Origin of the sequence: Vibrio sp. OPT20, from assembly GCF_963889365.1 — a bacterium.
Classification (GTDB): domain Bacteria; phylum Pseudomonadota; class Gammaproteobacteria; order Enterobacterales; family Vibrionaceae; genus Vibrio; species Vibrio splendidus.
This window is the reverse complement of the sequence record NZ_CAWPOA010000058.1, coordinates 305,844-320,398: the sequence shown is the minus strand read 5'-3', so window position 1 is coordinate 320,398 and position 14,555 is coordinate 305,844. Positions and strand designations below refer to the sequence as shown.

General features: G+C 46.8%; 11 protein-coding genes. 6 read left to right on the top strand and 5 right to left on the bottom strand.

Features of this window, described 5'->3' with window-relative positions; translation table 11 throughout:
* The first annotated feature begins 159 nt into the window (after positions 1-159).
* Entirely contained in the window at positions 160-1,374 is a 1,215-nt protein-coding gene (gene sstT / locus AACR09_RS13530; RefSeq protein WP_017078589.1) for a serine/threonine transporter SstT, read from the top strand.
* A 209-nt stretch (positions 1,375-1,583) separates the two neighbouring features.
* Here sstT and AACR09_RS13525 read toward each other — a convergent pair whose 3' ends face one another.
* The 3 genes from AACR09_RS13525 to AACR09_RS13515 all read right to left on the bottom strand — a co-directional run bounded on the left by AACR09_RS13525 (position 1,584) and on the right by AACR09_RS13515 (position 5,636).
* Positions 1,584-2,828: a tetratricopeptide repeat protein gene (locus AACR09_RS13525; RefSeq protein WP_108108368.1), complete on the bottom strand. Its 1,245-nt coding sequence runs from the start codon at positions 2,826-2,828 to the stop codon at positions 1,584-1,586.
* Between the two features lie 322 nt (positions 2,829-3,150).
* The gene (locus tag AACR09_RS13520; protein WP_102557262.1) at positions 3,151-3,753 is read right to left on the bottom strand and encodes a response regulator transcription factor; all 603 of its coding nucleotides are present in this window, start codon (positions 3,751-3,753) and stop codon (positions 3,151-3,153) included.
* 11 nt (positions 3,754-3,764) lie between these two features.
* Positions 3,765-5,636, bottom strand: a complete 1,872-nt coding sequence (locus AACR09_RS13515; protein WP_193835178.1) for a sensor histidine kinase — start codon at positions 5,634-5,636, stop codon at positions 3,765-3,767.
* Between the two features lie 257 nt (positions 5,637-5,893).
* Between AACR09_RS13515 and dsrO the strand changes: the two genes are divergently transcribed.
* The 5 genes from dsrO (at position 5,894) to AACR09_RS13490 (ending at position 13,223) form a co-directional block, all read left to right on the top strand.
* Entirely contained in the window at positions 5,894-6,730 is an 837-nt protein-coding gene (gene dsrO / locus AACR09_RS13510) for a sulfate reduction electron transfer complex DsrMKJOP subunit DsrO (protein WP_017086571.1), read from the top strand.
* Positions 6,727-7,875, top strand: a complete 1,149-nt coding sequence (gene nrfD / locus AACR09_RS13505) for an NrfD/PsrC family molybdoenzyme membrane anchor subunit (protein ID WP_193835177.1) — start codon at positions 6,727-6,729, stop codon at positions 7,873-7,875. Before dsrO ends, nrfD begins: the two co-directional genes overlap by 4 nt.
* 14 nt (positions 7,876-7,889) lie before the next feature.
* Positions 7,890-10,982: a tetrathionate reductase subunit A gene (locus AACR09_RS13500; protein WP_193835176.1), complete on the top strand. Its 3,093-nt coding sequence runs from the start codon at positions 7,890-7,892 to the stop codon at positions 10,980-10,982.
* Positions 10,983-11,510: 528 nt separating this feature from the next.
* Entirely contained in the window at positions 11,511-12,152 is a 642-nt protein-coding gene (locus tag AACR09_RS13495) for a c-type cytochrome (protein WP_102462177.1), read from the top strand.
* A gap of 9 nt (positions 12,153-12,161) precedes the next feature.
* Positions 12,162-13,223 carry a c-type cytochrome gene (locus tag AACR09_RS13490; protein ID WP_193835175.1) on the top strand — a complete coding sequence of 354 codons (1,062 nt, stop codon included), beginning with the start codon at positions 12,162-12,164 and terminating at the stop codon, positions 13,221-13,223.
* A 140-nt stretch (positions 13,224-13,363) separates the two neighbouring features.
* Here the strand turns inward: AACR09_RS13490 and AACR09_RS13485 are convergent, their stop codons facing one another.
* Both AACR09_RS13485 and AACR09_RS13480 read right to left on the bottom strand, forming a co-directional pair.
* Positions 13,364-14,293 carry a LysR family transcriptional regulator gene (locus AACR09_RS13485; protein ID WP_061022240.1) on the bottom strand — a complete coding sequence of 310 codons (930 nt, stop codon included), beginning with the start codon at positions 14,291-14,293 and terminating at the stop codon, positions 13,364-13,366.
* 26 nt (positions 14,294-14,319) lie between these two features.
* Positions 14,320-14,555: Lrp/AsnC ligand binding domain-containing protein (locus AACR09_RS13480; protein WP_228010576.1), on the bottom strand; the 236-nt coding region annotated here is incomplete at its 5' end.

Sequence of the window (14,555 nt, the reverse complement as noted above, 5' to 3'; positions counted from 1 at the left end):
ACCACGTAGCGCAAACAATCACCCTAAAAGTAAACTATTCCTAGACACCCTCTTAGATCCCGCTAATATGACCGCCCATTCCACTAGTGTATAGTTGGATTTGGTACAACTTTATAAAAAAACACATCACTATAATAAATTAACAATTGCAGGTATTTTATGCAAAATAACAACATGCTCGCCCGCATCGCTCGTGGAAATCTCGTTCTACAGATCCTTGCTGGTATTGTTTTCGGTGTCGTTCTCGCCATGGTTTCTCCTTCAGCAGCTCAAGATGCAGGCCTATTAGGTAGTCTGTTTGTTGGTGCTCTGAAAGCTGTTGCCCCAATTTTAGTATTCATTCTTGTTGCAGCTTCTATCGCAAACCAAAAGAAAGGTCAGCATACTCATATGCGTCCAATCATTGTGCTTTACCTGATTGGTACGTTCTCTGCAGCACTGACTGCTGTAGTACTGAGCTTCATGTTCCCAACCACTTTGACACTGGTTGCTGGCGCTGAAGGTGCTAACCCTCCTCAAGGTATTGCAGAAGTTCTTCATACGCTTCTATTCAAGCTTGTAGATAACCCAGTTAGCGCACTAATGAACGCGAACTACATCGGTATTCTTGCTTGGGCAATCGGTCTTGGTCTTGCACTGCACCACGCATCTGCAACAACCAAAGCGGTTTTTGAAGACCTTAGCCACAGTGTTTCACACATTGTTCGCTTCATTATTCGTCTTGCGCCATTCGGTATCTTCGGCCTTGTTTCGACTACATTCGCAACAACGGGCTTCGATGCACTAGCAAGCTACGGTCAACTACTAGCGGTTCTACTAAGCTCAATGCTGATCATTGCTCTTGTCGTTAACCCACTGCTTGTCTTTGTAAAGACAAAACAGAACCCATACCCACTTGTACTGCAATGTATTCGTGAATCTGGTGTAACGGCATTCTTCACTCGTTCAAGCGCTGCAAACATCCCAGTGAACATGAACCTTTGTAAGAAGCTAGAGCTAGATGAAGATACTTACTCTGTATCAATCCCTCTAGGCGCAACCATCAACATGGCAGGTGCTGCAATCACCATCACTGTGTTAACGCTTGCAGCTGTACACACAATGGGTATTGAGATTGATATCTTCACTGCGATTCTACTAAGCCTTGTTGCTGCAATTTCAGCATGTGGCGCATCAGGCGTTGCCGGTGGTTCACTGCTACTGATTCCTCTAGCTTGTGGCCTATTCGGTATCTCAAACGATGTAGCGATGCAGGTTGTAGCGGTTGGTTTCATCATTGGTGTGATTCAAGATTCTGCTGAAACAGCGCTTAACAGCTCAACTGACGTCGTGTTCACTGCGGCTGTATGTAAAGCTGAGCAAAACAAAGCTTAACAGCTCTTGGGTATTAGGCTTTAGCTATAAGCTCTAAAAGCAAATAACACACAAATAAAAAGGGAAGCATTCGCTTCCCTTTTTTGTTGTCTTGGTTTTCTAGATTACGGTTAGAAGCTATATAGATTTATAGATTTATAGATTTATAGCTTTATAGCTTCACAGCTTCAGTCATTTTTGTCTAACTCATCAAAGCTAACCAACACGTTTTAGTGGTTGCTTTTCCAGCTTGGATCCACAGCTGCCTGACTGAAGTCTAGAGAGTTAGGGCTTGCTTCTTTGTTATGCGTTGCTTGATCGCTGGGTGACCCTTGATTCGCAGCACCGCTATCATGGTTTGGCGTCGCCTGCTGGCTGAAATCGACGTTAGCACCTTGCTCACTCGACGCTTTGGTCTCTATATGACTACCATCGACATTTAACTCCTCACCTTCTTCATCGGACGCTTCTTTAACCTTCTTAGGGACAGGGACATTGCGTTTGTAGAGCTTGTTGAGCGCCTTAATAATTGAGTGCTTAGTGATTGCTTCTTGGGTCAGCTTAGTCATTATCGGTTTAGTCAGAGCCTGTAAGCCCACGACAGCATCCACACCAAGTTCCCCGCCGACTTTATCCCTCAAATGCTTGGCTTCTGAGTAACCAAAATGAGCCGATAGAAATAGCCAGATATAAGCGATAGCGTTACCGTGTTCACCATGGTCAATCCAAGCTTCACCTGCTCTAAACATGGCTTCTGCACTGTTCTTTTCTGCGGCCGTCTCAAACCAGTAAACAGCCTCACCATGGTTAGGCTCAACACCAACACCGTTCAAGTAACTCATACCGAGCTTGATCTTGCCGTCTAAGCTATTCTTTTCCGCGGCCTTTTGGTACCACTCGACAGAGCTTTCGGCCGAGTAGTCTGGGTTTTCTTTATCTAGACACCAGTCACCGATGAACAGCATCGCTTCAGTATTACCACCAGCCGCAGATTCTTCGATATAGGTGTAACCTTTAGGGATGTTTTTATCAGTTCCACGACCAAAGACAAGCGCTTTGCCCATCTCAAATTTCGCAGACACGTCATTGTCCAATGCGGATATCGCAAGCTGCCAAAAGTTGGCTTTTTCTCTTAAAATCAGGTCTTCTTTACGCTTCATGCTTAGGCGCACAATGCCGTACATGCCATTGATATTATCGAGTTGCGCCGCTTTGTCGTACCAATACAGAGCTTCCTTAATATTGTTACGTTCAGCTTCTTTTGCCAAATACAGTATCGACGGTACATGCCCAGTTTCGGCTTTGAAGTGACGCTCTTTTTGCTCTTGTATGCGCGCTTTTTCAATCGCTTTTCGATAAGCGACAGCACGAGCCTTACGTTCTTGTTCCAAGCGCTGCTTTCTTAGCGATAAAGAGATCAGCCACACGGCGACAAGTATTAACGAAAGAGCCGTCGCACCAATTGCGATTCCCATTGTACTCATAAAATATTTTAACCTAACTCGACTGATACTAGCCCCGATATCGGGAAAGTGATCAACCCATAGTGAATGGTATGTTTCTAATTACAGGGAAAAGCGCCGTTATTAAAACGTTCCGCCCTAAAATGAACTCAATTCAGTATCTCAGGAATACATAGCGATAAAAAGTCTACTAAGACCTATCCTTATGCACTCCATAAATGGTGTGATCTTGCTTCAATAGAGTTCGATAATGAAGACCACCTTTGAGTAAAATAATCTTAAAAAACGATAACGAAATTGATGAATACCTATCAGCAATTTTATGTCGCTGTAGTTAGTTCAGTTGGCCGTATATGTAAGCCAGTTCAGCAACCGTTTTAGCAGAAAATTTCTTCATTAAACTCGCTCGATGCACTTCCACCGTTCTCATCGCGATACATAATTCATCGGCAATTTTCTGGTTACGTTTGCCGTCGATAATCTGCTTAAGAATATCGATTTCTCGCTCAGTTAACGACGCATACGCTTGGCGATAAACATTCATGTGTAAATGCTTTTCAGAAGCGTCCAAACCTTGTTTGATCGCCTCAGCTAACTCACCGCCTTTAACTGGCTTTTGAAAGAAGTTCACCGCGCCGGCTTGTAAGGCTTCAACCGCCATTGGTACATCACCGTGACCCGTCAGATAGATCACCGACAGTGGGCTCTGCGCCTTCACCATCAACTCATGAACTTGTTGCCCTCTCATTTCAGGCATTCGGCTGTCTAACACCACGCAACCTGGCGCACTCAAATCCACTGAGTCCAGAAAGCTCGGGCCATCTTCATAGGCTGACACCGTAAAATCATGCTCTTCCAATAAGAACACCAATGAGTCACGCATCGACTCATCGTCATCAACCACATAGACCGGCAACGTTTGATGAAGTTCAGACATAACAAGATTCCTTATGAATCATTTGAAAGAGAAAAAGGTAACGTCACTGCGACGTGACAGCCATGAGGAGTTAATGATTTGATGGCCATTTGGCCGCTGTGGTCTTCAATCACATCTTGGCAAATCGCGAGCCCAAGCCCCAAGCCATTTTCTTTGCTGCTCACAAAGGCTTGAGTGACTTGTTGCTCGGTAAAATCTAAACCGGTGCCGTTATCGATAACCGACAGCATTATTTTATCCGGTTGATACTCGGTAATCACTTTAATTGTTGGTGGTTCGCTGTTTTTGTTATCAATATCAGACGCAGCGCTTTGTTCGCGATGCATCTGAGCATTACACGCATCAGTCGCATTGTTGATCAAATTTACAACTACCTGCTGCAATCCGACAGGGTCAACATGTAGCGTGATAGGTTTACCCACGACATGACGTTCAATGGTTATCTTGTGTTTCTCTAATCGGAATTGCAGTAACTCAATGGTATCTGTAAGCAGCTGCTCGATATCGGTCTGAGACTTCTCTGATGAGCGTTTTTTGATCATGTTTCTTAAGCGCTGGATAATCGCATCAGCACGGTCCACTTGCGACTGGATCTTCTCAAATACAGGCTCTATGTCAGTCAGCGGTTTGTTCTTCGAAATCCGCAGTAAACCACCTTCGCTATAATTCCGAATAGCTGCCAAAGGCTGATTAATCTCGTGTGCCAAGCTACTTCCCAGTTCACCAACTACCGCGATACGTTGTGAGTGCTCTAGTTGTTCACTCTTACTTTTCAGCTTATACAGCGTCGCTTCTAGTTGCTTTTTGCTGCGACTGAATTTGTATTCTAGCCAGAAGTGGTAAGCATTCAGAGACACGACAAGAATAAAGAACGCCCATGCCCACTGTTGATTGTACTTGAACCAGATTAACGCTTCTTTCCACCAAGGTTGTTGCAGTGGATGCATGTCGAGTTTTTGATATAGCTTGTCGATCGCCAGCAAGCTTGTCGGTGAAGTCCAGCCCGATGCATTCGCTGCAATGGCGGGCGCACTGCTTTTTGGCATAGCAAATAACACCTGACTCATTTGTTTCGCCAGTGCCGAAGACGCTCTCTCTGTTTTGGCAAACGACCAGTTAGGGTACAACGGCGTAGACACCTGACATTGGAACCCTTCTGGTGCTTGATTCTCGATAACGCGATATTGACCCGCCACCAGCAAACCTTCGCTGATCATGCTCTCGACCAAACACGCAGGCACCACCGCAGCTTCAATGTGCCCTTCACGCAGTTGATACAAACTGGCATCAATAGGGAAACCTAAGAACTGAGTATTAGAGAAAAAGTGATTGGGGTTGAGCCCTTGTTGCATCACTTGGTAACGCATAGTGAGGTAACCACCAAAAGCATTTTCAGAGACTGCCGCAATCGGCTTACCGCTGAGTTGTTCGAGAGAGATATAAGGCGACATTCTTCTCACCACCAAGGCGGAACCAATGCTGCGTGTATTACTAATGTCTTGAGCTTCAAAGTTATGACTGGTCATGGTGGCCATCCAAGAAAGCGCATACTGGCGTCCTAATCGAACCGCCTGACCGGGGTTGGTGATAACAAAATCAACAGTCACATCTTTTACCGCTTCGGCCATCTCTTCCAAGTTGAAAGGCTTGAGAACAAAGTATTTTCCGGGAATGCGCTCCGACAACCAATCCACTGTCGGCTGCCAACGCTGTTGAGCGGAAAGCTTACCTCGAGTCGCCAACACGCCAACCTCTATGATTTGCTCAGACTCAACAGTGCTTGTCGTTGCAATCTCTTGCTCCGATTGAGCGGCTAAACAGATTCCTGCGGTTAAGCTCAACCAACAAAGGCCAACGATTGATATTAGGTTTCTGACTGTCACTGAAATCTCTTTCTCCAAACGGACTGTTTATTCAATTTATTCTCGATTCATTTTATGTCAGCGGCGTGTTTCGCGCTTAGCTCATGCTTGAGCGCCCTAAATAAGCCTCTAAAACAAAGCATAACAGCTAGATAGCGAAAACCACATTTGTTCTAGATCAACTTTGATCTGGGTATGTGGAAATCCACAATACCCCGCGTACGCCCAAAATCTGACAATGAGCCCAACAGATCGAATACCCATTTATAGGTACCAACATGGACTCATTGAAAAGACGGTTTCTCAGCCAGTTCGGCAAGGTTTCCGCTGGTGCTGCGCTCATTCCCATTGCCGGAATCAACACCGCAGTCGCAAGCACAGCCATTCGCAATAACAACCAACCTGACCGCAAAGGCGAAATAGGTAAACGCTACGCCATGGCGATTGATTTACGTAAGTGCGTTGGCTGTCAGGCGTGCACTGTTGGCTGTAGCGTTGAAAACCAAGCACCAATTGGCCAGTTCAGAACCACCGTAAAACAGTATGAAGTCTCCCTTGATGATGGTTCGACGGCTCAACAAGACGTGAAATCTTTCATGTTACCTCGCCTCTGTAATCACTGTGACAACGCTCCCTGCATCAAGGTTTGTCCAGTTCAAGCGACCTTCCAACGCGAAGACGGCATTGTCATGGTCGACAATGAACGCTGCGTAGCCTGTGCTTACTGTGTTCAAGCTTGTCCTTACGATGCTCGTTTCATTAATAACGACACCCTTACCGCAGACAAATGCACCTTCTGCGCACACCGCCTTGAAGACGGCTTACTGCCTGCTTGTGTAGAAACCTGTGTCGGTGGCGCGCGTGTCATTGGCGACCTTAAAGATCCAAACAGCGAGATCAACCGTCTGCTCAATGAAAACCAAGACGACATCAAGGTGCTTAAGCCAGAGCAGAATACCAACCCCCATGTTTTCTATATCGGCATGAACGAGCGATTCGTTAGCCACATTGAAGGCCAACCTGCGATTTATGATCCAGCCGCCATCGATAACTCATCCTCTAGCAAACAAGAATTGGCAATCGCGACACAAGGCAAACAAGGAGAGACAGCATGAATATCACTGAGGTGTTAGTCCCCGCTCAAGAGATCGCTTGGCTACCGTGGGCGGTTCAGTATTTCTTCTACATAGGTTCGGCTTACGCGGCTGCGATTCTGTTTTTGATTGCCCTGATATTCAAAAATTCAACCAGTCATCAATTTCGTGCAGCCCTTGTGCTTGTGATGGCCATCGGCGCGATTGTTGGGCCATTAGCCCTTACTGGTGACTTGCATCAACCCGGACGTGCGTGGCACTTCTATGCTCACATCACACCTTGGTCATGGATGTCATTAGGCTCTTTGTTTCTACCTCTATTCTCTGGTCTGGCTGTCGCGACGGCTTGGGTTTACCTACGTGACGACATCGCACAGCTTAAACAAAGTGAAAACCCATTTCTAAAACGTTTGTCTTGGTTAACACTGGGCAATTGGCAGGTATCGAAAAAAGTGATGATTGCATTAGCCGCTGCAACTGCGTTATCAGGGCTAAGCATCGCGCTTTATACAGGTGCAGAGATTGCGATTTTGGCGAGCCGACCGCTTTGGCATCAACCTGCTTCTCCGCTGCTTTGGTTTACAACCGCATTCTTTGCTGCAACGGGTTTAACCCTATTGATTTGGGCTCTACTGCCTTCAAGCAAGCCAAGCTTAAAACCAACAGACCTCGCTCTGGTACAAAGAACCATTACCTTAACGGGTGGCCTTGCCATCATTCTTACGTCGATTTGGGCATCTAACCATGGTCACTTCAATCTGTATGAGAACGACGCTTGGGGTATCAACCTAGGCATCATGACCACCAGCATTTTGCTGTGCATGATCTTGGTTCTACCACTGCAACGCCTATCGCAAAGCAAGTTAGGAATTGTCTGTGTTGCGCTTGCGACCATCGTTTCAGCATGGGCGGTACGTTGGGTCACCATGATGGAAGTTCAAACCATTCCACGTTTTGATGTGGGTGCATTCCCTTATGAATTGCCAATGGGTAGCTCAGGTCTACTTGGCATTGTTGGTATGTGTGGTCTTTGGTTAGCACTTGCGTTGTTCGCCTCTGAGATCGTGTCTACTGGATCGTCAAGAACAACTGGCTCTGCACCAAAGACAGCATCTAAGCCAAACCAAAACACATCATCACCACTTAACCGCTCACATAGCTTGTAGTCTGAGGAATCATCATGGATAACAAACGTCGTCAATTTTTGAAAACAGGCCTTGCTGCCGGTGGTGTTGGAGCTTTTGCTGCAGGTTATGCGACAACCACAAAACACATGGTTCACGGTGCTATCGATGGCACCGCGGGTAAGAAAACCAACCACATCCATCACGGTAATTCGCTAGAGACGGAATACAGTGTCGATGAGCAAGGTAAGATCTCGCCGAATCCAAACCAACGCGTGGCACCCTCAATGTGTTTTGGTTGTTGGACACTGTGTGGCTTGCGTGTACGTATCGATAATCGCAATGACGAGATCTTACGTATCTCGGGCAACCCGTATCACCCACTATCAAGTGACCAACAGATCCCATTCAAAACACCGGTAAAAGACGCCTACATTGGCTTGTCTGGTGAATCAGGTATCAATAATCGCTCGACAGCCTGCGCCCGTGGTAATGGCATGTTAGAGATTCAAAACAGCCCATACCGAATCAGTCAACCGTTAAAACGTGTTGGTAAACGAGGTGAAGGTAAGTGGGAACCGATCAGCTACGAGCAACTCATCTCTGAGATCACCGAAGGCGGTGACTTATTCGGTGAAGGTGAAGTTGAAGGCTTACGATCGATTCGCGACATCGAAACACCACTCGATCCAAACAATCCTGAATACGGACCGAAAGCGAACCAGTTATTGGTGACCAATGCAGGTAATGAAGGTCGTGACGACATCTTGAAGCGCTTTGCATTTAACAGCTACGGCACACGCAACTTTGGTCATCACGGCTCTTACTGTGGCTACGCATTCCGCGCAGGTTCAGGCGCGATCATGAACGATCTAGACAAGTTCTCGCACTTAAAACCCGACTTCAACAACGCAGAGTTCATTCTTTTCATCGGTATGTCTCCGGCTCAAGCGGGTAACCCGTTCAAGCGTCAAGCAAGACAATTGGCTGAGGCTCGTACCAATGGAAAACTCAGCTACACCATAGTGACACCAAGCCTTCCAGCAGGATCGTCAAGCCTTGCGGCGGGCGATCGCAATAACTGGCTACCGATCAAACCGGGCACCGATTCAGCATTAGTTCTGGGTATGATCCAATGGATCATCGAAAATCAGCGCTACAATCACGACTTCTTGTCTCGCCCAAGTGCGCAAGCGATGAAAAAAGCAGGCACCACGCATTGGTGTAATGCATCTCACCTTGTGATCAGCGACGAGTCGCACCCACAAAATGGGCGTATGCTTCGTGCATCGGATATAGGGTTGCTAGAAACAGGCGAACCGATGTCTGACGATGACGGATTTATCGCACTAGATGTGACAACGTCACTATTAACATCACATATTCAGGTGAATGAAGCGGCGCTGTTCGTCGATCAAGACGTAGAAGTTGATGGTCAGACTGTTCGTGTTAAGTCTTCTCTGCAAAGATTGAAGGAAGAAGCCTTCAAATATGACCTTGCATACTACAGTGAGCAGTGTGAGATCCCACAAGACCAGATTATTGCACTGGCAAAACGCTTCACCAGCTACGGTACAAAAGCAGTCGTGGATACTCACGGTGGCAACATGCACACCAACGGCTTCTACAACTCGTTCTCTATTCTGATGCTAAACGCGCTGATCGGTAACATCAATGCAAAAGGCGGTGCGATGGCGAAAGCAGGCGGCTACCCAACTTCTGTTGCAGGTCCACGTTACGACTTTACCAAGTTCAAGGGTAAGACTAAGCCGCAAGGTGTGTTCTTGTCCCGCAGCAAGTTCCCGTATCAAAAAACCAGCGAATACAAACGTCGCGTTGCCGCAGGTGAATCACCTTACCCGACACGCGCTCCGTGGTACCCAATCTCAGCACCGCTGTTAACCGAGCACTTATCAGCTGCGATTGATGGCTACCCTTACCGAGCAAAGGCATGGATCAACCACATGGCGAACCCACTTTATGGTGTTCCGGGTTTAGACAACTTGCTGGGTGAAAAGCTTAAGGATCCAAAACAGCTTGGCTTGATCGTATCTATCGATGCCTTCATCAATGAAACGACCGCCTTATCGGATTACCTAGTGCCAGACACGGTGACCTACGAAAGCTGGGGCATGGCAACACCTTGGCATGGCGTCGCGACTAAAGCGATCACCGCTCGTTGGCCGATAGTTGAACCTAAAACCCCACGCACTCAAGACGGACGTGCCATCAACCTAGAGAACTTCTTTATTGATCTAGCGAGAACGCTTGGCCTAGGTGGCTTCGGCGACAACGTAATCAAAGACAATCAAGGTAACTGGCACGGTATTCATAGCGCTGAAGACTTCTACCTGCGCTCTGCGGCTAACTTAGCGTTCGTAAAAGGTGGCGTGCCGAATGTCGATGCGGAAGATATTGTTTGGTCTGGTCTAGAACGCCTAGTGCCTGTGATGAACAAAACACTCAAGCCTGAAGAGATGCTCAAGGTAGCGTATATCTTTGCGCGTGGCGGTCGTTTCGAAGACGCCACCAATGCCTACACCAATGAAACTATGAAGTACAAATGGACCAAACCTTTGGCTATCTGGAATGAAAAGCTGGGGACCTCTCGCAACACCATCAGTGGCGAACAGTACATGGGTTGCCCGACATGGTATCCACAAAAACTGGCAGACGGCACGCCTTTGGCTAAACAGTTCCCAGTAACAGAGTGGCCATTTACGCTAACTAACTTCAAGTCCAATATTCACAGTGCGGTATCGAATTTGTCACCACGCTTAGAATCCATCAAGGGGGTAAATCCGGTTTACATCCACCCGCAAGACGCCTCTTTTGCGGGTATCAAAACCGGTGACGTGTTTGCTATTGAAACACCGAGCTCAACCACACATGCTTTGGCGATGGTGATTGATGGCATCAAACCTGGAACATTAGGCTTTGAACACGGCTTTGGTCATAAAGAACTCGGCGAGCGTGCACACTGGATTGGTGACACACAACAACCGGTGAAAATGAAGTCAAACGATGGCGTTAACATCAATGATATTGGCTTGATTGATCCGACGAGAGAAGGAAAAGGCGTCATGTTAGATTGGGTTGTGGGCGCAGCAGCCAGACAAGCGCTTCCGGCTAAGATCTACAAGGTCTAGCTTAAACTCAGCAAGCTATAACTTAATCACTGATCAAAACACTTCCTTATCTGATTTGCAGATGAGAACACAACAGGGCAACTTCGTCATTCGAGGTTGCTCTGCTTTTTCGTCCCCTTGATCTAGAAAAGCACCCTATTTGGATAAACGTCCAATCTACATAAAGTACCCAATCTAGATAAAGGATCCGCTCTAGATAGAGTAATCAACCCAAAGCCATTAGGTAATCTTCATTTCACCACAACTTTTTTAGCCCGCCTCCATAAAGCAGCTATGCTTATACAATCGGTGCCATAAAAGAGCCTTAACAAGCAGTTATACCGAGGCGAACATGGCAGTTCCCTTGTTGCATTTCATAAACGGCAGTTGGATCAGCCTATCGAAGTTCACATCAATATCATTATGGTAAATGAGGTTATTAATGTGAGACTCACCTCAAGTTCCAAGTGAATTAATGTGGAAATCCACAATAGCGCGAACAACCAATTATGTCGAAAATGCGTGCATTACAACCAATAGCGACGCCTCATGACTAAGCTGACAATTAAAACTCAAACTCTAACGCTTTGCATCGCTGCTCTAGGAAGCCTTTCTTTATCCGCTTTTGCACAAGCAGCACCTAATCCAATGCCAGAAGCCGCAGAAACTTGTAGTGGCTGCCATCAAGCCGACGGTAAAGGCATGCCCAACATTGCCCCTATGCTTGCAGGGCTCAATGCTGACTATCTAGAGCATCAACTGGTTCTGTTCTCAAGTGGTGAGCGTCAAAGCGCGATCATGAAGGGAATGGCTGACGGTGTATCTGATCCCGCTGTTCGTCGTGAGGTCGCAGAATACTTTGCATCACTATCTTCATACGAATTTACCGATTTAGAGCAGCGCGGCTCACAGGCTGATATCGATAACCCCTATCGTAAACTTGTATTCCAAGGCGATTGGGATAGAAACATTCCAGCCTGTGCAACCTGTCATGGGCCAAGCGGTATGGGCGTAGACAAATTCCCGCGCCTAGCAAGCCAGCATGCCGACTACATTCAAACTCAGCTCAACGCTTGGAAAAATGGCACTCGTAAGGGTGATGATTTGAACATGATGGGTAATATCGCGGGCAAGTTAACCGACGATGAGATCAAAAACCTGTCTTACTACTTCGCCTCTTTCCGATACTAAAGGGCTCGCATGAAAACACTACTTTTAATTACCGCAACCCTTGCCTCTGGAATCGCTTATGCCGAAGCTGAGTTGCCCGATCGCCAAACCGAACTGCCAGCCGTTGAGAAGCCTCAAGATAACAAATATCTGGTGCCACGAGACTTGGTTGATATCCCTACTGGGGAATTTGGCGACAAAGTAAAATTGGGTTATTCGCTGTTTGTCGATTCACAACAGATGCGTGGTACGTTCGTAGGCAATGAACAAAACTGTGTAAACTGCCACATGCAAGCGGGCATGAAGCCTAACGCAGCACCTCTTTGGGGTGCGTACATGGCCTACCCTGCGTATCGTTCCAAGAACGACAAGGTAAACAGCTACGCAGAACGTATCCAAGGTTGCTTCACCTACTCAATGAATGGCCTGCCACCGGCTGAGGGTTCAAAAGAGATGGTCGCACTCACGGCTTATTCATACTGGCTGGCGATGGGTGGAATCTTAGACAAGAACGGCATGCAAGACACACCCGTTCCTGAGATCAGCGATGCTGACTTACAAGTCGGTGGTAAAGCGGAAAGCTTCCCTCTCCCTGAAGAGCTGTTAAGCAAATACCCAATCGATGACCGCAGTAAACTGGCCGGCCGTGGCTACCCTAAGATTGCAAACCCTGAACAAGAGCCATCGATAGCGCGTGGCGAAAAGGTTTACCAAACTAGCTGCCAAACCTGCCATGGTCAAAATGGTGAAGGCATTAAAGGAGCTGATGGCCGCTCATACCTACCACCTCTTTGGGGCGAGAATTCGTTCAACTGGGGCGCAGGTATGCACCGTGTAAATACAGCAGCCTACTTCATCTACGAAAACATGCCGCTAGGGAAGAGCGAACAGCTTTCAATTCAAGATGCGTGGGATGTGGCCGCATTTGTGAACAGTCATGAACGCCCACAAGATCCTAGATACAAGGGTGATGTTACCGGCAATGCTAAGCGTTACCACAACCACCAAGGTTACTATGGTAAAGAAGTCGACGGTAATGTACTGGGTTCAAAAGCCTACCCAAGTGGTAAAGAAGTGATTCATGAGCATTGATAGACATTAGTAAAAGAGCCATTCACGCCAGATATAGCTAAGCTTTACATTGTAAATCAGCTATAGCCGGAGGAATAAAAAGGAGCCAGATCGTTCGACGTTCTGGCTCCTTTTTTATGTTTGAACGATTAGAGATTCAGCTAATCTTGCTGCATCTTTTCCCAAATGGTCGGAGAGCCAATATAGTCTTGAACCGTAGTGATGAATTCTTTGACTAGTTTGGTTTGCTTACGGTGCGGATAGACAGCGTAGATTGCGGTATCAATCGTAGAGATCGGATAATCCGGCAGTAAAGTGACCAAGCCAAGTTCTTTCATTGAGGCATACAGGTTTGATTGATCAAGGAAGCCATAACCTAGACCATCTTTCACACAAGACACCATGGTACGAACATCACTCACCTTATAGTTGCCACGAATCGTTAGGCTCTGGAAGGTATTACCTCCCGGCTCTTCACTAATGCGCAGATGGTCGACCGTCATATCACCATTGGTATAAATCACCGCAGGTAGCGCGAGCAAATCTTGTGGCGTTTTAGGTTCACCATGCTCTTTCACAAAGTCGTTAGACGCGACCAACATAAAGTTACTGTCGGCAATCTTCTTGGCAATCAAATTCGATTCAACAAGCTTACTGAAGCGAAACGCGATATCAAACTGCCCGGCAATGATGTTGGCGATCTTATCGTCTAGTGAGAGTACGATCTGAACATCAGGGTACTTTCTCATGAACTGAGTGATGATAGGTTGCAGATATTGCTGCCCAAAATAGATCGGTGAGGTAATTCGCAGAACGCCTTTGGGCTCTGATTGGTATGAATCTGCGATGCCTTGAATCTGATTAATGGTGTCTTTCAGCACATAGGTTTGTGCGAGAATATCTTCCCCTGCCGACGTCAACGAAAACGAACGTGTCGAACGGTTCAGCAGCTGAACACCTAAATCTTGCTCGAGCTTTTTGATCTGTTTAGAGAGCGATGAATTGTCCATATCATGCAAGGTTGCCGCTTTGGTAAACGACCCTTGTTGAACCACATCTAAGAACAATAACAACTGATTAGTATTTGGCACTGCGCCTCTCCTGAAATAAAACTCGACTAACGTTCATCTTTGGGTGTATCCATAACAACCATGGTCGTAATGGATTGAACCTGAGCACACTCCCCAAGCACATCGGCATGAAACTTCTTATAGCCCGGTAGATCTTTGGTTTCTACCCTTAGCAAGTACTCGTTCGCGCCAGTAATGTTATGGCACTCCACCACCTCTTTTTCCATACTGACGTGTTGTTCAAACTCCAGCTGAGCCGCTTTGCTGTGGCTTGATAAACCAA

Excerpts from the sequence above, each read along its gene's own strand:
- sstT (WP_017078589.1), top strand. The coding sequence starts at position 160 with ATGCAAAATAACAACATGCTCGCCCGCATCGCTCGTGGAAATCTCGTT.
- AACR09_RS13525 (WP_108108368.1), bottom strand. The coding sequence starts at position 2,828 with ATGGGAATCGCAATTGGTGCGACGGCTCTTTCGTTAATACTTGTCGCC.
- AACR09_RS13520 (WP_102557262.1), bottom strand. The coding sequence starts at position 3,753 with ATGTCTGAACTTCATCAAACGTTGCCGGTCTATGTGGTTGATGACGAT.
- dsrO (WP_017086571.1), top strand. The coding sequence starts at position 5,894 with ATGGACTCATTGAAAAGACGGTTTCTCAGCCAGTTCGGCAAGGTTTCC.
- nrfD (WP_193835177.1), top strand. The coding sequence starts at position 6,727 with ATGAATATCACTGAGGTGTTAGTCCCCGCTCAAGAGATCGCTTGGCTA.
- AACR09_RS13500 (WP_193835176.1), top strand. The coding sequence starts at position 7,890 with ATGGATAACAAACGTCGTCAATTTTTGAAAACAGGCCTTGCTGCCGGT.
- AACR09_RS13495 (WP_102462177.1), top strand. The coding sequence starts at position 11,511 with ATGACTAAGCTGACAATTAAAACTCAAACTCTAACGCTTTGCATCGCT.
- AACR09_RS13490 (WP_193835175.1), top strand. The coding sequence starts at position 12,162 with ATGAAAACACTACTTTTAATTACCGCAACCCTTGCCTCTGGAATCGCT.